The sequence below is a fragment of the Actinomadura vinacea genome, assembly GCF_039532545.1.
Taxonomy (GTDB): Bacteria; Actinomycetota; Actinomycetes; order Streptosporangiales; family Streptosporangiaceae; genus Spirillospora; species Spirillospora vinacea.
In genome coordinates this window covers 14153-31233 of sequence record NZ_BAAARW010000042.1, presented here as the reverse complement: position 1 = coordinate 31233, position 17081 = coordinate 14153, and the positions used below count along the sequence as shown (strand labels likewise).

Here is a 17081-nt window from a genome sequence, read left to right as displayed (position 1 = left end):
CGAAAGGGGACGCGCGTGCGGGTGATCATCCGTGGGCTGGGCGAGCTGTGCATCACCGCGGGACTGATCGTGCTGCTGTTCGTCACCTACCAGCTGTGGGGGACCGGCCGCTACACCCAGGGCCAGCAGGACCGGCTCGGCCGCGAGCTGACCGACTCCTGGCGGGCCCAGCAGGTCACCCGGGAGCAGGTGAAGCTCGGCGAAGGGCTCGCGATGATCCGCGTGCCGCGGTTCGGCGCCAAGTACCGGTACGTGATCGTCGAGGGCGTCCAGCAGTCCGACCTGCGCAAGGGGCCCGGCCACTATCCCGGCAGCGCACTGCCCGGGCAGGTCGGCAACTTCGTCGTCTCCGGGCATCGCACCACCTACTCGGCGCCGTTCAACCGGGCCGGCGAGCTGCGTGCCGGCGACCGGATCCTCATCGACACCCGCGAGAAGCAGTTCGTCTACCGAGTCACCGGGCGCAAAATCGTCAAGCCGACGGCGGTGGAGGTCACCGCGCCCGTCCCGGGCCGCCCCAGGGAACGGCCCACCCGCAAGCTGATCACGCTCACCACCTGCCATCCGAAGTACTCCGCCGCGGAACGGATGATCATCCTTGGCGAGCTGGACTCCGAGCTGCCCCGGGCCGCCGCGCCGTCCGCGGCCCGGGGCCGTTGAGGAAGGAGGCGACCGATGTACGCCTGGATCTGGCGGCACCTGCCCGGACAGTGGCAGACCAGGATCGCGATCGCGGCCGGCCTCGTCGCGGCCGTCTGCCTCGTCCTGTGGTTCCTCGTCTTCCCCTGGGTGGAACCCAAGGTGCAGTTCGACCGGGGCGTCGTCGAGCACGGCACGTCCGGCTCCCCAGGCCCCGCCCCGGCACCCGAACGGCCGTGAGCGCGCCATGCCCCGCGTCCTGGTCGTGGACAACCACGACAGCTTCGTCTTCAACATCGTCCAGTACCTGCGGGAGCTGGGCGCGGACTGCCGGGTCGAGGACCGCTCGCACCTCACCCTCGCCGACGCGGACGGCGCCGACGGCGTGCTGCTCAGCCCCGGCCCCGGCCACCCGGCCGACACCGGGATCTGCCTCGACCTCGTCCGGCTGACCGAACGGCACGGCGGCCCGCCGCTGCTCGGCGTCTGCCTCGGCCACCAGGTGATCGCGCACGCGCACGGCGCGACCGTGACCCGCGCGCCCGAACTGGTGCACGGCTTCACCAGCCCCATCCACCACGACGGCCGCGGCGTCTTCGCGGGACTGCCCGACCCGTTCGCGGCGACGCGCTACCACTCCCTCGCCGTCACCCCGGCGACCATCGCGCCCCGGACCGGCGCCGGACGGCTGCTGGAGGTGACCGCCCGCACCCCCGACGGCGTGGTGATGGGCCTGCGGCACCGCTTCCGTCCTCTGGAAGGCGTGCAGTTCCACCCGGAGTCGGTGCTGTCCGAGCACGGCCACCGGCTGCTGGAGAACTGGCTGCGGACCTGCGCGTCCACCCTGCGAGCGCGCACCCCGTGACCCGTTCGCCAAATTTTTTGGTGAAACGCGTAACACTTCCAGTCCGCTCCACGAAGTCCATGATGAGAGCTTCCGCCATTGCCCCCGAGTGGCGGAAGCTCTCTCCTTTTCGGCACAACGAACGGGCCCCGTCCTCCTCAGCGGAGGGACGGGGCCCGTTCGTGTCAGCGCGTCACTACCCGTTCGGGCCCGGCTGGCCCGGAATCGAGATGGTCGGGCCCGGCGGCGACGGCGGCGCCGACGGCCGCTCCGCGACATGGATGGTGATCGTGTCGCCCGGCGCCACGGTCGCGTCCGGGCCCGGCTCGTGCGCGAACACCTGCCCGGGAGCGACCTGCTTGTCCGGCGGCGCCGGCTCGACGATCGGCTTGCACTTCAGCCCCAGCGCCGCCAGCTGGCCGCACGCCGACCGCTGGCTGGCGTTGAACAGGTTCGGCACCTTGATGTCGCTCGGCCCCGCCGAGACGTACACCGTGACGGTCTCGCTCTTCGGCACCCTCTGACCCGCCACCGGATCGGTGCGGATCACGCTGTTGCGCGGCACCGTGTTGTCCGTCGCGATCTTGCGCTCGACGTCGAAGCCCTTGCTCTCCAGCAGCTGCTTGGCCGAAACGTACGGCTTGTTGGCCACGTCGGGGACCTCGACCAGCGCGGGCGGCCGCTTGCCCTTGGACACCACGAGCTTCACCGCGGTGCCCTTCTCCACGTTCGCGCCCGGCGCCGGGTCGGTGCTGATGACGTGGTCCTTCTTGACCTCGTTGTTCCAGTTCTCGGTGACCGAGCCGACCTCCAGGCCCACCTTCTGCAGCTCGGCCCGGGCGTCGGCCTGCGAGGAGTTCACGATCGCGCTCGGCACCGCGACCGTGTCGCGGTCCGAACCGCGCGTCACCGCCCAGCCGATCAGCCCCGCGCCGCCGATGAAGACCACCGCCAGCGCCAGCCACAGCGCCGCCTTCTTGCCCGTGCCGGCCCGCTCGGGAGGCCGGTCGTCGTAGTGCACCGGCGGCAGGTCGTACCCGGTGTGCCCCGGCCGCTGCGCCTGCGTGCGCGCCGGAACCGAACCCATCACCTGCGTGCCCTGCGGGTGCGCGCCCATCATCATCGTCGAGGCCGCGGTGGACGCCACCGGCTGCCCCTGCAGGACGCGCTGGATCTCCTGCCGGAACTCGGTGGCGTTCTGGTAGCGGTGATCGGCCTCCTTGGCCATCGCCTTCAGCACGATGGCGTCGGCCCACTGCGGGATATCCGGATCCACCTGCGACGGCGGCACCGGCTCCTCCCGGACGTGCTGGTAGGCGATCGCGACCGGCGAGTCGCCCGTGAACGGCGGCTTGCCGGTCAGCAGCTCGTACAGCACGCAGCCGGTGGAGTAGATGTCGCTGCGGGTGTCCACCCGCTCGCCCCGCGCCTGCTCCGGCGACAGGTACTGCGCGGTACCGATCACCTGCGCGGTCTGCGTCATCGTCGCGGCCGAGTCGGCCATGGCCCGGGCGATGCCGAAGTCCATGACCTTCACCTCGTGATTGCGGGTCAGCATCACGTTGGCGGGCTTGATGTCGCGGTGCACGATGCCGCCGCGGTGGCTGTAGTCCAGCGCCCGCAGGATCCCGTCGGTGATCTCCAGGGCCTTGTCGGGCAGCAGCGCGCGGTTCTCGCGGAGCAGGTCGCGCAGCGTACTGCCCTCGACGTACTCCATGACGATGTAGGGGATCGGGGTGTCGCCGATCATGTCCTCGCCGGTGTCGTACACCGCGATGACGGAGGGGTGGTTGAGCGAGGCCGCGGACTGCGCCTCCCGCCGGAACCGGGCCTGGAACGTGGGATCGCGGGCCAGGTCCGAGCGCAGGGTCTTGACCGCGACCACACGATCAAGGCGCTGGTCTCTGGCACGGTAGACCTCGGCCATGCCGCCGCGCCCGATCACGGTATCGAGCTCGTAGCGACCGCCGAGCAGCCGAGGTTGGCTCATATGTGTACTTTCCCTCGTACCTCTACACCTTGTCCTCCGAACCTAGCCCCCTGCTCTCGGTAGGTGAGGGACCCGGGCTCGGAGTTGACGGAGTCGTGGTGCTCTCCGTCGGTCTCGGTGTTGGATCTGGGGCGCTAGGAGTCGCCCTGGGCGGTTTCCTGGTTGGCTTATGTGAAGGGGACGCGCGGTGGTACCGGGGCGTTGACGTGCGACGGTCGCGAGTCGGGGAGGGCCTGGTCTCCTGGCCGCGACGCTCGTGCAGTCGTGTCGCGGGATCGGCCGGGAGCGGCCGGGCGGGGTCTCCCTCGCCCGGTTGTACGGCCGGGAGCCTCTCCTGGTTCTCCCGTTGGGGCTCGGCCGTCCCGAGCCCCCGCCACATTGTGCCCACCACGAAGACACCGAGCAACAGTGTGCCGGCGGCAACCGAGGCATAAGTCACGGCCGCGCGCCGTCGCGCGGCCGTTTTCCCTGGGGTGAGGCTATCCGGACTGGGCTCCCCGTCAAACTCCGCCCAAGCACGCGGCCGGTCGCGACCGCCCCCCGGAGGCCCGCCAGGCCCCGCCCCGTCGGTGTTCCAGACCCGTGCGGGCCCGTCAAGCAAAGCTTTCCGAATCGGCCTGCCCGCCTGATCCCCCGCAGCGACTCGTCCGCCAATAGAGGCGCCCGCACCAAGGCGGCCGTCAGCGGCAGACCACCGCCCTACGGCAGGCCGGTCATCGGCGGCAGGCCGGTCTTCGCCCGCAGATCGCCCACCCGTGGCGGACCGGTCAGTCGCAGAGGGCCAACCACCCCCAGCGGAAAAACCGCGCGTCGCGGACCGCTCACCTGCGGCGGGCTTACCGCCCGTGCCAGGCTGGTCGGCCGTGGCAGGCCGGTCTTCGCCCGTAGGTCGGTCACCCGTGGAGGGCCGACCAGCCTCGGCGGGAAAACCGCCCGTCGCGGGCTGGTCGCCCGCGTCGGACGGACTTCCGGAGACAGGGCGACCGTCGGGACGGGTGTTCGGGGTGGGGCTGTGCGGGGTTGCCGTCGGGGGGTTTGACCAGCGGCTCAGGCCTGTGCCGGGCAGGGCGGAGGAGTCTCGGATGATCAGTGCCCGGTCGGCGACCTCGTCGGCATCGGCCGGACGTCCTGAGGGGTCCTTGGCCAGCATTTCGCCGACCAGATCCCGCACCGGCGCCGGGACCCCCGCGGGAAGCGGCGGCGGGGCGTCCCGCACCTGCTGCAGGGCCACGTCGACCGGCGTCCAGCCCTCGAACGGAACGCGGCCGGCGAGGCATTCGAACGCCACCACGCCCAGCGAGTACAGGTCCGCGGACGGCGTCACCTCCTGCCCGGAGGCCTGTTCGGGTGAGATGTAGTACGCGGTGCCCATGACCATGCCGGTCCGGGTCTGCGACTCCGCCGCCAGCCGCCGCGCGATGCCGAAATCGGTGATCTTGATGGTGCCGTCCCGGGTCACCATCAGGTTGGCCGGCTTGATGTCGCGGTGGACGATCCCGGCCGCGTGCGCGGCGGCCAGTGCCCGTCCGGACTGGGCGACCAGGTCCAGCACCGCGTCGGCGGGCAGCGTCCCGGCGCGGGCGATGATCTCCGCCAGCGGCTCGCCCCGCACCAGCTCCATCACCAGGTAGGCGCGGTCTTCCCCGGTCGTCTCGTCCGGGGCGGTGCCCGCGTCGTAGACCTGGGCGATCCCGCCGTGCCGCAGCGCCCCGGCGAACCTGGCCTCGGAGCGGAACCGCTCCCGCGCCGAGGCGTCCGACATCAGCTCGGGCCGCAGCAGCTTCACCGCGACCTCGCGGGCCAGCGCCTGGTCGGCGGCCCGCCAGACCTCGCCCATCCCGCCGGTCGCCAGCCGCTCCTCCAGCCGGTACCGGTCGTTCAGGACGAGGCCATGACTCAACTGCCCAGCACCGCCCGCATGATGGCGCCCGCCACGGGGACGGCGGCCTCGCCACCGCTGCCCGTGCCCTCGGTGACGACGGCGAAGGCGTACCGCGGCTTGTTCATCGGAGCGAACCCGGCGAACCAGCGGGCGTTGGGGTTACCCGGGCCCTGCTCGGCGGTGCCGGTCTTGCCCGCGATGTTGAACGCCGCCGCGTTCTTCGCGGTGCCCTCGGTGACCACGGCGCGCATCATGTCGGCCAGCTGGTCGGCGGTGTCGCCCTTCATCGCCTGCGCGTATTCCTTGGGGTCGGCGCTGTAGAGCTCGCTCTGGTCCTTGGCCCGGACCTTCTGCACCAGGTACGGCTTCATCATCTTGCCGCCGTCGGCCACGGCCGCGCCCACCATCGCCATCTGCAGCGGGGTGGCGCGCACGTTCTCCTGGCCGATGCCGGAACGAGCCGTGCCGTCCTTGCCGGTCGGGATGGTCTCGTTGGTCTTCGGGTTGCGGATCGACACCGGGACGTCGCTCTCGGCCGCGAACAGGTCCGGCTCGAGCTCCAGCTGCTTGTTGAACCCGAACTTGCTGGCGCCCTGGTTCAGCTTCTCGATGCCCATGTTCATCGCCAGCTCGCCGAAGGTGGTGTTGCAGGACTCGGCGAACGCGCCGCGCAGCGACGCCGACCCGGCGCAGTTGCCGGTGTCGTGCGAGTTCGGCAGCGGCCGACCGGACTCGGGCAGGACCAGCTGGCCGGTCTTGACCGTGCTGGCGCTGTTGAGGCCCTGCTGCTCCATCGCGATCGCCGCCGTCACCGTCTTGAACGACGACCCCGGCGGGAACGTCTGGCTCATCGCGTTGTCGATCAGCGGCTTGATCACGCCCGCCTGGTTCTCCAGCTGCTGCAGCCGCTTGCCGCCGGCCTCGCCCTTCTGCGGCGCGATCTCGTTCGGGTCGAATGAGGGGAACGACGCCAGCACGACGATCGCACCGGTCTTGACGTCGATCACGGCCGCGCCGGCCCGCCGGGACGTGCTGCCCTTCAACCGCGAGTAGGCGACCTTCTGCGCCTGCGGGTTCAGCGTCAGCTCCACGTTCGCGCCCTCGGCCGGCTTGCCGATGAAGGTGTCGAACCACCGCTGCTGGGTGATCCGCTTGTCCTTGCCGCCCAGCAGCGAGTTGTAGGCCATCTCGACCTTGCCCGCACCGCCGTTGAAGAACCCCACGGCCGGCGAGAAGATGGCCCCGTCCTGGTAGTCACGGCCGTACTTGGGGTTGCTCTTGCCGGTCTCCTTGGACTGCGCCAGCACCACCCCGCCCGCGGTGATCTGCCCGCGCGGGTTGTTGAACACATCGGCGTACTGCCGCGAGTTCTTGTCATCGGTCCGCAGGCTCTCGGCCTGGCTGCCCTGCACGTAGTTCACCTGGGCCATCAGCCCGAAGAACAGCAGCAGTCCGAAGATCGCCACCCGCCGCAGCGGCTTGTCCATGTTCACGGAAAGCTCACCTCACGCTCACGATCTGGGTCATGCCCTCGTCCTGGATGGCCTGCGGCGCCGGCTTGCGCGCGTCGTGGCTCATCCGCACCAGGATCGCGATGAGGATCCAGTTGGCCATCAGGGAGGACCCGCCCTGGGACAGGAACGGCGTCGTCAGACCGGTGAGGGGGATCAGCTTGGTGACACCTCCGACGATCACGAACACCTGTAGCGCCAGGACGAACGACACGCCACCCGCGAACAGCTTCAGGAACGGGTCCCTCGCCGCGACGGCGGTCTTCATTCCACGTTGCACGATCAACGCGTAAAGCATCAGCAACACCATCAACCCGGTCAGGCCGAGTTCCTCGCCCATCGAGTCGAATATGAAGTCGCTGAAGGACAGGGGTGTTCGCCAGGGTTCCCCCTGGCCCAAGCCGGTGCCGAGCACCCCGCCCGCGCCCAGCGCGTACAGCCCCTTCAGCAGCTGCGCGCTGTCGTTGTACTTGCCGCCGAGCTTCGTGCAGGCGGCGAAGCCGGGGCCCGGGCTGCCCGCGGCCTGCTCCTGCTTGTAGAGGTCGCTGTCGGGGTCGACCGGGACGACCTTGCCGCTGTCCAGCATGCAACCGCCGTCGTAGTACGGCTTGGGGTTCTGCCAGATGCTGATCCGCTGGTTCACGTGGCTCATGAAAGGCAGCTGCGTCGCGACGAAGATGCCCATCGCCAGCATCCCCACGCCGATCACCACCCACGACACCCGCTGCGTGGCGATGTAGAGCATCGACACGAACAGGCCGAAGTACAGCAGCGCCGTCCCCAGGTCCTTCTGGACGAACAGCACGCCGAGGCAGAAGATCCAGATGACCACGATCGGGCCCAGGTCGCGGGCCCGGGGCAGGCTCAGCGGACCGAGCTTCTTCCCGATCAGCGACATCGCCTGCCGCTTGTTGACCAGGTAACCGGCGAAGAAGGCGACCAGCAGCAGCTTGGCGAACTCGCCCGGCTGCAGCGAGAACGGGCCTATGAAGATCCATACCCGGGCGCCGTTCACCTGGCCGCCCAGCCCCGGCACGATCGGCAGCAGCAGCAGGATGATCGCGGTCAGCCCGATCAGGTAGGTGTAGCGCTGCGCGGTCTTCGGCGTGAACGACAGCGGCGCGTCCGTCTTCTCGGTGTCGCGCATGATCAGCACGGCGACCACGAACAGCGCGATCCCCACGAAGGTCCAGATCAGCTGGCCCGACGCGGACGCCTCGTCCTCGGCCAGCTTCTGCCCACCCGTCTGCACGGCCTTGAGGTTGGCCTGGATCTTGGTCGCGCTGGTGTCGAGGTCGAGCCGGTAGATCATCGCCAGCCCGAGGCCGTTCAGCGCCACCGCCAGCGGCAGCAGCAGCGGATCGGCGTACGGCGCGAACCTCATCTGCACGAAGTACGCCGCGGCGGCGAGCACGACCAGGCCGCCGCCGTAACCGAACATGCCGGCCGGGATCTTGCCGTCACGGGCCAGCCCCACCTCCGCGAACGCCGACAGCGTCAGCACCATCGCGAAGACCAGCAGGATCAGCGACGCCGCGTTGCGGCGCTGATACGGCAACTGGGCCCGGATCTGCTCCCCGATCGAGCTCATCTACGATCCACCCCCGCTGGCCGGACAATCCGGAATCGACGGACGGGTCTCCTTGCACTCGGCGCGCCGCCCGTTCAACCGGTTCAGCTCCGCCTGCGCCGCCGCGAGGCTGGGGTAGACGCGCGCCCCCTTCTTCACGGCGGTGGCGTCGCTCTCCGGCAGGTCGCTGACCGCGATCTGGCTCGGCTGCACCTTCGCCTGCTGGCAGTCCTGCTGGCCGCGGCCCTTCACGATGACGACCTTGCCGCCCTCGTCGGCGAGCGCGTACTTGCAGACCATCTTCCGCAGCTCCTCGATACCGGACGGCCCCTTCACCGTGTAGGTGTCCTTGACCTGCTGCTGCTTGTCCTGCGGCAGGTCGCTCACCATGATCGGCGGGTTGGGCTGGTCCTTGGCGTCGGCCTTGCGGGACAGATCGAACCCGGGCACCTCCTGCGTCGTGCCGCGGAACAGCACGACCTTGCCGCCCTCCTGCCCGATGTAGTAGCCGCCCTTGACGTTCTGCAGCGCCACGAACCCGACGGCGGCCACTCCGACCACCACCAGGCCCGCCGCGCCGATCAGCCACGCCCACTTGCGGACGCCGCCCGATCCCCGCCCGACGGGCTGCTGCATCGCCCCCGCCGGCTGCGGCGGACCCGAACGCGGATCGCCCATCGGCTCCTGCATCGGCATCGGCGCCGGCGGCGGCATCTCGTCCACCGCGACCGGCTGCTGCGGCATCGTGTCGCGCAACTGCGCCGCACGCCCCGCCGGTGTGTCGGGCGCGGTCGCCGGCGGCGGCCCCGGATTGCCCGGAAGCTCCGGCGGACGGGCGGTCGCCGCCGCGCCCACGGCATGCCCCTGAGCGGCGGACGGCGGCTGCTGACCCAGCTCCACCACGTCCGCGACCACGCAGGTGATGTTGTCCGGCCCGCCGCCCCGGTTCGCCAGGTCGATCAGCTGCCGGACGGCCTGCTCCGGATCGTCCACATCGGTCAGCACCTGGAAGATCGTCTCAGCTGTGACCACGCCCGACAGGCCGTCCGAGCACAGCAGGTAGCGGTCGCCGACCTTCGCCTCGCGCAGCGACAGATCCGGGTCGACCTCGCCGCGGCCGTCCAGGGCCCGCAGCAGCAGCGAGCGCTGCGGGTGCGAGGCCGCCTCGTCGGGGCTGATCCGCCCCTCGTCCACCAGCGACTGCACCAGCGTGTGATCGTGCGTGATCTGGAACAGGCTGCCGTCCCGCAGCAGGTACGCCCGGGAATCCCCGATATGGACCAGTGCGATCTGGTTGCCCGCCCACAGCATCGCGGTCAGCGTCGTGCCCATGCCCTGCAACGCCGGATCGGACTCCACGATCCGGTGCAGGTTGTCGTTGGCCGCCTTGACCGTGTGCTCCAGCGCCGCCAGCAGCTCCGGCGCGGGCAGATCCTTGTCCAGCTTGCGCAGCTCCGAGATCGCCGCGGCGCTGGCGATCTCACCGCCGACATGGCCGCCCATGCCGTCGGCCACCGCGAGCAGGTGCGCCCCCGCGTACGCCGAGTCCTCGTTGCCCTCGCGCAGCATGCCCACGTCGGAGCGCGCGGCGTAGCGGATTCCCAGAGTCATTTGCGGAGCTCGATCACGGTCTTACCGATACGGACCGGCACGCCAGGAGGGATCGGCATCGGGCGGGACACCTTGGTACGGCCCAGATACGTCCCATTGGTCGAGCCGAGATCTTCCACGATCCACTGACCGTCCTGCGAGAAAATTCGGGCATGCCGGCTCGAAGCGTAGTCGTCGGTCACCACCAATGTGGAGTCATTGGCCCGACCGACGGTGATCGGAGCTCCCGTGAGGTCGATGACGGTGCCCGCTCGCTCGCCCTGCACCACCACCAGCTTGGACGGGGCACTGCGCTGCGGCGCCCGCTGGGCCTTGGGCTGTTTGGCGGCCTTGGCGGGACGCGGCCGGGCCGCTCGCTCGGCGGCCTTGGAGCTGAACATGTCAGCCCGGATCACACCGATGGCCGCGATGACGAAGAGCCAGAGCACCGCGAGGAACGCCAGCTTGATCAGCGTGAGGGTGAATGGGGTCATCGGAGTCGGGGTTACTCCCTGTCGCGGCGGAATACGAGTGTCGTGCGGCCCATCGTGACACGCGAGCCGTCGACGAGTGTGACGCGTCTGATCGGCTGACCGTTCACGAAAGAGCCGTTGGTCGACCCTAGATCGACGAGAGCGATTTCGGGTCCTTCTACACGGATCTCGGCATGATGCCGGGATACGCCCGGATCGACAAGCCGCAGGTCGCAGTCCGTACCGCGGCCCAGCAGCGTGACCGGCGTATTGATCTCGTACGTGCGCTGGGTAGAGTCGCCTCCCTCCACCGCCGTGGTGACCAGCAGCCGCGGATGGCCGCCGAACACCCCGCCCCGCCCTTGCGGGACGTCGCTGACCGGCCGGCGGATCTCCCCGCCCTCGACCGTCGAGCCCCGGATGACCCCGGACCGGATACGGAACATGCCCGTGGCCAGATCGCCGGCGTTCTCGAAACGTACACGCACCGGCCCCACGAAGGAGTACCCCTGCTCCTTCGCGTACTCGCGCGCCAAGTTCGCCAGCTCCTGGCTCAGGCTGTCGGCGTACACCTGCAGCCTCTCCCCGTCCTGCTGGGAGATCTCGACGACGAAGTCGTTCGGCACCAGGGTGCGTCCCTGTGCCACGATCGCGGCCCGGTCATCCATCTCGCGCTGCACAGCACTGGCCACCTCGACCGGCTGCAGCTCCGACTTGAAGGCCCGGGCGAAGGCTCCTTCGACCATGCCTTCGAGCCGTCGCTCGAAGCGCTGAATGACGCCCACGGGCACCTCCCTTCCCCACTGGTAGACGATCGTATCGGTGCGAAGGTTCGCTCGGAGTATCTGGATACCTAACCACCCCTGCCACCGTGCTAGCCTTTTCGAGCACCCCGACGAGGGGTCGCTCACCCGGGGCGGGTGGCGGAACGGCAGACGCGCACGGTTCAGGTCCGTGTGTCCGCAAGGACGTGAGGGTTCAAATCCCTCCTCGCCCACTCGGAGTTTCGGAGGAGTATGGTCGCGGCTTTTGGCCGCTTCCCTGCTCCTCCTCGTCGTGTTTGCCCAGGGGGGCGACCCCCTGGAACCCCCGATTAGCCGGGGCTCCGCCCCTCTTGGGGCTTCGCCCCTTGCCCCCGAGGGTCCGGGGTTGAGGTGGGCTGGCTGTTTGTTCATGTGGCCGTTGGTGCTCGCCCCGCGGGGTCGCGGGTGCATTCGTCTCCTCCTACTCTCCTCTGCATTTGTACGTGATCGCCACCCTCAGCCGTTCCCGGAATGCGCCAGCGCCTGGCACCGGTGGCGGCATCCAATACGGACAAGGTGCGTTCGCTTCTGGCGATCAAGCTCCCGGCGCGGGCGGAGCCCCGGCCTCCTGCGACCCGTCGGCCAGGACGTTCACGACCACGGTGATCGCCGCAGCCAGGGCCGCCGCAGCCGTGCCTCCTCCACCGCCCACAGGAGCGCGTGCTCGCTCTCCTCAGACCCGTCGTAACCGGCGAGCACGTACCTCCCCATGGTCATCTCCTCCGCGTTCGACGCCGGCAGGCCGCAAAGGTCTCGAATCCGAAGGAGCTGCGCCCACGGCGCGACGGCCTCGGCGCCACCGCCGGGCGTGGACATCGATGCGGGCGGTGGCCGGCCAGGACGGGTCGGCGTCGCGTAGTGGCCGCTGGAAGTGTGGGTGTGGATCATCACCTTGATGGCCGCGAGCCTGCCGCCGCGGGGGGACGAGTTGTCAGCCGAGGATGCCTCGGTCGTAGGCGGCGGCGACGGCGGCGGCGCGGTCGTTGACGCCGAGCTTCTCGTAGATGTGCGTCAGGTGGGTCTTGACGGTGGCCTGGCTGATGAAGAGTTCGGCGGCGATCTCGCGATTGCCGGTGCCCTTGGCGACCAGGCGCAGGACCTCGCGTTCGCGGGCGCTCAGGGTGCTGCCCTGGGGGGCTCGTACGCGGTCGACCAGGCGGGACGCGATGGCGGGTGAGAGGACGGTGCGGCCCTCGGCGGCGGCGCGGACGGCGGTGAAGAGCTCGTCGCGGGGGGCGTCCTTGAGGAGGTAGCCGGTGGCGCCGGCCTCGATCGCGGGGATGGTGTCGGAGTCGGTGTCGTAGGTGGTGAGGACGAGGATCTTGGAGGGCAGGCCGCGGGCGATGATCTCTGTGATGGCCTCCACGCCGTTGCCGCCGGGCATGCGGAGGTCCATGAGGATGACGTCGGGGCGGAGGCCGGTGGCCAAGGCGACGGCCTCGCGGCCGTCGGCGGCCTCGGCGAGGACCTCGAAGCCGGGGGCGCTGGTGAACATGCCGCGCAGGCCGTCTCGGACGACCGGGTGGTCGTCGACGATGAGCAGGGTGATGTCAGGCATGGCGGACCAACGGTACGCGGGCGGACACGGCGGTGCCCTGGCCGGGTTCCGACTCGATCTCCAGGGTGCCGAGGACGCGTTCGGCGCGCTCGCGCATGCCGTTGAGACCGAAGCCGCGGGTGGGGCGGGCGAAGCCGCGGCCGTCGTCGCGGACGTCCAGGGTGACCTCGTCGTCCATGTAGGAGAGGGTCACGCCGATGCGCCGGGCGGCGGCGTGGCGGGTGGCGTTGGCGAGGGCCTCCTGGGCGATGCGCAGGAGGGTGGCCTCGATCTCGTCGTGCAGCGGTTCCACGGTTCCGGTGATGGTGAGGCGGGCGGTGGGATGCGTGGTGACGATCTTCTCGAGGGCTTCGGGGAGGGTGTCGTGTTCCAGGTGGGCGGGGGCGAGGTTGTGGACGGAGCGGCGGGCCTCCCGCAGGCTCTCGCGGGCGAGGCCGGCGGCGCGCTGGACGTGCGCGCGGGAGGTGCCGGTGTCGGTGGTGTCGGACGCGGCCTGGAGTTGGGTGATGATGCCGGCCAGCCCTTGGGCGATGGTGTCGTGGATCTCGGCGGCGAGGCGGCGGCGCTCGTCGTTCACGCCCGCCTCCCTGGCCTGGACGAGCAGCTGGGCCTGGAGGCTGGCGTTCTCGTTGAGGGCCTGCTCGAGGCGGGCATTGGTGCGCTCCAGCTCTTCGATCATGGCGGTCTTGGCCTCGGCGCGCTCGTCCTCGCGCTTGCCGAGGTTGGCGAAGATCAGCAGTAGGACCACGTGCAGGGCGAGCACGGCGCCGAACGCGACCCAGCCGATCCCGTCGGCCGGTGGGAGGCCGCCGATCTGCGAGCCGGCCAGCGTGACCGCGTTGGCCAGGGCTCCGGCCACCCCCCAGCGGTAGGGCAGGAGCCGTCCGGCGTCGAAGTAGCTGATGACGGCGTACATGCCGAACAGCGGGTTCAGCCACGAGAGTGTGAAGACCAGGGCGGTGCGCGTCCAGAAGTAGAGGGCGTCCGGGACGCGGCGCGCGCTGCGCAGCAGTTGCAGGGCGAGCGCGGCCGCCAGGACCGGCACCGCGACGCGCTGCTCCACCGGGGTCATCAGCTCGTCGCGGGTGAGGAACGCGAGCGGTGTCGACAAGGCGAGCATGCCGTACGGTCCCCAGCGGAAGAAGCGGGCCCATTGCTCCTCGATCGCCGTCACGGTGCCAGTGTGCGTCATTCCCAGCGGAACCAGCGGACGGCGGCCGCGATCAGCAGCGCGGTCCACAGGGTCATGACGCCGAGGTGCGTCCAGTCCGGCCAGGCGCCTCGGGCAGCCTGGTCGAGGGCCTGGGACGCGGCGCCGAACGGGGTGAACTCCATGATCCGCTGGAGGGCGTCGGGCAGGACCTGCACCGGCACGTAGACCCCGGCGGTGAACATCGTCGGGAAGAACACGATCGAGCCGACCACGGTGGTGGCCTTGGTGGTGGACGAGACGGCGGCGATCGCGGCTCCGGTGGCCATGGCGCCCAGGGTCGCGAGCAGCAGGGCGGCCAGGTAGCCGGGCAGGTGGTCGGGAAGCTCGACGCCGAAGGCGATCCGTCCGAGGGCGATGACGAGGATCGACGAGGCGAGCCCGCCGGCTCCGTGGAGGAGCAGCTGGGCGCCGAGCAGCGATCCGGGACGTACCGGGGCGGTCGACATGCGGCGCAGGATGCCGCGTTCGCGGTAGCCCGACAGGACCGGCGGCAGCGCCTGGATCCCCGCCATGATCATGGCGAGCAGCACGCTGATCGGGACGTACAGGTCCACGACCCGTCGCCCGCCCAGATCGGCGGACTCCTCGCGGAACGAGGGGATCAGGCCGAGGATGGTCAGCAGGATCGCGGGGAAGGCGACCATCCAGAACAGGCTGTACGGTTCGCGGGCGAACAGCCGGGACTCGGCCTTCAGAACGGCGGTGGACGCGGTCAACTCGGGTCTCCTGCTTTTTCGGTGAGGTCGAGGAAGGCGTCGTCGAGGGTGGCGTCGTCGACGCGCAGCTGGTGCGCGGTGATCTGGTGGCGGGCCAGCAGGGAGATGACCGCGTTGACGGTCGCGTCGGTCCCGCTGATGGTGATCCGGCCCGCCTGCCGGTGGACGGTGTCGAGGTCGGGCAGCGCCTCCAGGTCGGCGTCATCCAGCGGCCGGGACGGGGTGAAGGCGATGACGGTGTTGCCCGCGGACCGGCGGATCAGCCCGGCGGGGGTGTCGAGGGCGGCGACGCGGCCGGCGTTGATGACGGCGATGCGGTCGCAGAGCCGCTGCGCCTCCTCCATGAAGTGGGTGACGAGCAGGACGGTGACGCCCGAGTCGCGGATGTCCTCGATGAGGCTCCAGGTGTCGCGGCGGGCGCGCGGGTCGAGGCCGGTGGTGAGCTCGTCCAGCACGACGACCTTGGGGCCGCCGATGAGGGCGAGGGCGATGAACAGGCGCTGCTTCTGGCCTCCGGAGAGGTCGGCGAAGCGGGTCGTGAGCTTGCCGGTGAGGCCGAGGCGCTCGGCGAGGCCGCGCCAGTCGGCGGGCGCGGAGTAGAAGGAGCTGTACAGCTCCAGTGCTTCCCGGACGGTCAGCTTGGCCTGGAGTTCGCTCTCCTGGAGTTGCGCGCCGAGGAACCGGGTGATCTTGTCGTGGTCGGTGATCGGGTCGAGGCCGCCGACCCGGACGGTGCCGGCGTCGGGGACGCGCAGGCCCTCGACGCATTCGACGGTGGTGGTCTTGCCGGCGCCGTTCGGGCCGAGGATCCCGAAGATCTCCCCTTCCTCGACGGCGAAGGAGACCCCGTCCACCGCCGGACGGCCCCCGTAGGCCTTTCTCAGGCCGCTGACTTCGATGATCGGCATGTGTTCGAGCATCGCCGGGGACGGCGCCGCGCGGTATCGGCCGGGGCGCTCGTCCTGGCATCAGCCGATCGGCCGATGCCGCCGTACGACCTGCGCGGCGAGCGCGAGCGCGGCGGGGACCAGGAGGTGCACGCCGCAGGTGAGCAGGACGGCGGCGGTGAACGCGGTGGCGGTGCGGGCGAGGGCGCGGCGGGGCAGCAGCCGGACGGCGGCGGCGGCGCCCACGAGGGTGACGGCGGCCAGGCAGGCGGCGGTGGCGCGCATCAGGGCGTCCAGGCCGAGGCCGGTGGGCAGGACGGCGACGGCCACGAGGAGGGTGAGGGCTTCGAGGAGGAGCAGGCTGCGGTGCGGGATCTCCCCGGCGCGGTGGCCGCGGGCGAGCCGGGCGGGCAGCGCGCCGTCGCGGGCCATTGCGGCGCCGAGGCGGGAGCCGCCGGCGATGTAGGTGTTGATCGCGACGAGGCTGAGGACGAGGGCGGCGGCGGCCGTGCCGGCGCGGGCGGCGGGCCCGATCCCCTCGTCCATGAGCAGGGCGAGCGGGACGGGTGAGGTCGCGGCGCGGTCGCCGAGCACGGCGGTGACGGTGACGGCCAGCGCGAGGTAGAGCGTCCCGACGATGGCCAGGGTGAGGACGGTGGCCCTGGGCAGGAGGCGGCGCGGGTCGGCGAACTCGGCCGACAGGTGGCTGGCGGCCTCCCAGCCGGCGAACGCGAAGAACAGGACGCCGGCCGCGTGCGCGACGCCGAGGCCGCCGTGCGGCGCGAACGGGGTGAAGTTGGCGGACGAGGCGTGCGGCCCGGCGGCGGCGATCGCGATGACGAGGAGGGCGGTGAGGCCGGCGACGAGGGCGAGTTGGATGCGTCCCGAGGTGCGCAGGCCGCGGTGGTTGGCGGCGAATCCGGCGGCGAGCAGCGCGGCCGCCACGGCCAGGGCGCCCGGCCTGCCGAGGCCGAGCGCGGCGGCCACGTAGTCGCCGCCGATCAGGGCGCCGGCGAGCACCCCGAGCGGTACCGCGCCGTAGAACCACCAGCCGACCGTCGCCGAGATCCGGGGGCCGAACGCGCGGGCGGCGAAGGTCGCGACGCCGCCGCCGTCCGGGAACCGGGCGCCGAGGGCGCCGAACGTCAGCGCGACCGGGACGCTGAGCGCCAGCAGCGCCGCCCACGCGATGATCGACGCGGGTCCGGCGGCGGCGGCCGCGAGGTGGGGCAGGGCCAGCACGCCCGGTCCGAGGACGGCGCCGGTGAACAGCGCCGTCCCCTGGCCGAGCCCGAGCCGGTGCCGCTGTACGGGGGTGGACGGCTTCCGCTGCCCGAGGGTCGGAGAAGCCATGGTGTTCCTCTCAAACGGTCATGTGCGCCGTCGGAAAGCTATGCAATCGGGC

At 70.9% G+C, this 17081-nt stretch carries 15 protein-coding genes and 1 tRNA gene; 4 read left to right on the top strand and 12 right to left on the bottom strand.

The window, feature by feature from the left end; genetic code table 11:
- Positions 1-15: 15 nt before the first annotated feature.
- From ABD340_RS43975 to ABD340_RS43965, 3 genes are read left to right on the top strand one after another with little or no spacing between them, the layout of a single operon-like run.
- Complete coding sequence (locus ABD340_RS43975) at positions 16-660, top strand: class E sortase (protein WP_344597659.1); 645 nt, start codon at positions 16-18, stop codon at positions 658-660.
- 15 nt (positions 661-675) lie between these two features.
- Positions 676-879 (top strand): hypothetical protein, encoded by a 204-nt coding sequence (locus tag ABD340_RS43970; RefSeq protein WP_344597657.1) that lies wholly within the window; start codon positions 676-678, stop codon positions 877-879.
- A 7-nt stretch (positions 880-886) separates the two neighbouring features.
- Positions 887-1504 carry an anthranilate synthase component II gene (locus ABD340_RS43965; RefSeq protein WP_344597655.1) on the top strand — a complete coding sequence of 206 codons (618 nt, stop codon included), beginning with the start codon at positions 887-889 and terminating at the stop codon, positions 1502-1504.
- Positions 1505-1679: 175 nt separating this feature from the next.
- Here ABD340_RS43965 and pknB read toward each other — a convergent pair whose 3' ends face one another.
- Genes pknB through ABD340_RS43930 form a run of 7 tightly spaced genes read right to left on the bottom strand, consistent with a single transcriptional unit; the run spans position 1680 to position 11284 of the window.
- Positions 1680-3473 (bottom strand): Stk1 family PASTA domain-containing Ser/Thr kinase, encoded by a 1794-nt coding sequence (gene pknB / locus ABD340_RS43960; RefSeq protein ID WP_344597653.1) that lies wholly within the window; start codon positions 3471-3473, stop codon positions 1680-1682.
- Positions 3474-3495: 22 nt separating this feature from the next.
- The gene (locus tag ABD340_RS43955; RefSeq protein ID WP_344597652.1) at positions 3496-5373 is read right to left on the bottom strand and encodes a serine/threonine-protein kinase; all 1878 of its coding nucleotides are present in this window, start codon (positions 5371-5373) and stop codon (positions 3496-3498) included.
- Positions 5370-6842: a peptidoglycan D,D-transpeptidase FtsI family protein gene (locus ABD340_RS43950; protein ID WP_344597715.1), complete on the bottom strand. Its 1473-nt coding sequence runs from the start codon at positions 6840-6842 to the stop codon at positions 5370-5372. The genes ABD340_RS43955 and ABD340_RS43950 overlap by 4 nt, the downstream gene beginning before the upstream one ends.
- 13 nt (positions 6843-6855) lie before the next feature.
- Positions 6856-8457 carry an FtsW/RodA/SpoVE family cell cycle protein gene (locus ABD340_RS43945; protein WP_344597650.1) on the bottom strand — a complete coding sequence of 534 codons (1602 nt, stop codon included), beginning with the start codon at positions 8455-8457 and terminating at the stop codon, positions 6856-6858.
- Positions 8458-10047 carry a Stp1/IreP family PP2C-type Ser/Thr phosphatase gene (locus ABD340_RS43940; protein ID WP_344597648.1) on the bottom strand — a complete coding sequence of 530 codons (1590 nt, stop codon included), beginning with the start codon at positions 10045-10047 and terminating at the stop codon, positions 8458-8460. It lies immediately after the preceding gene.
- Positions 10044-10520, bottom strand: coding sequence for an FHA domain-containing protein FhaB/FipA (locus ABD340_RS43935; RefSeq protein ID WP_344597647.1), 477 nt, complete (start codon positions 10518-10520; stop codon positions 10044-10046). The genes ABD340_RS43940 and ABD340_RS43935 overlap by 4 nt, the downstream gene beginning before the upstream one ends.
- Positions 10521-10531: 11 nt before the next feature.
- Positions 10532-11284 (bottom strand): FHA domain-containing protein, encoded by a 753-nt coding sequence (locus tag ABD340_RS43930; RefSeq protein WP_344597646.1) that lies wholly within the window; start codon positions 11282-11284, stop codon positions 10532-10534.
- Positions 11285-11413: 129 nt separating this feature from the next.
- Here ABD340_RS43930 and ABD340_RS43925 point away from each other — a divergent pair.
- Positions 11414-11496: transfer RNA gene (locus ABD340_RS43925), tRNA-Leu, on the top strand.
- Between the two features lie 737 nt (positions 11497-12233).
- On the opposite strand, the gene ABD340_RS43920 is transcribed toward ABD340_RS43925, so the two are convergent.
- From ABD340_RS43920 to ABD340_RS43900, 5 genes are read right to left on the bottom strand one after another with little or no spacing between them, the layout of a single operon-like run.
- Positions 12234-12860 (bottom strand): response regulator, encoded by a 627-nt coding sequence (locus ABD340_RS43920; protein ID WP_344597644.1) that lies wholly within the window; start codon positions 12858-12860, stop codon positions 12234-12236.
- Entirely contained in the window at positions 12853-14034 is a 1182-nt protein-coding gene (locus ABD340_RS43915) for a sensor histidine kinase (protein WP_344597643.1), read from the bottom strand. The genes ABD340_RS43920 and ABD340_RS43915 overlap by 8 nt, the downstream gene beginning before the upstream one ends.
- A gap of 14 nt (positions 14035-14048) precedes the next feature.
- Positions 14049-14789, bottom strand: a complete 741-nt coding sequence (locus ABD340_RS43910) for an ABC transporter permease (RefSeq protein ID WP_344597641.1) — start codon at positions 14787-14789, stop codon at positions 14049-14051.
- The gene (locus tag ABD340_RS43905; RefSeq protein ID WP_344597640.1) at positions 14786-15697 is read right to left on the bottom strand and encodes an ABC transporter ATP-binding protein; all 912 of its coding nucleotides are present in this window, start codon (positions 15695-15697) and stop codon (positions 14786-14788) included. The genes ABD340_RS43910 and ABD340_RS43905 overlap by 4 nt, the downstream gene beginning before the upstream one ends.
- 60 nt (positions 15698-15757) lie before the next feature.
- The gene (locus ABD340_RS43900) at positions 15758-17029 is read right to left on the bottom strand and encodes an APC family permease (RefSeq protein ID WP_344597638.1); all 1272 of its coding nucleotides are present in this window, start codon (positions 17027-17029) and stop codon (positions 15758-15760) included.
- Positions 17030-17081 lie beyond the last annotated feature (52 nt).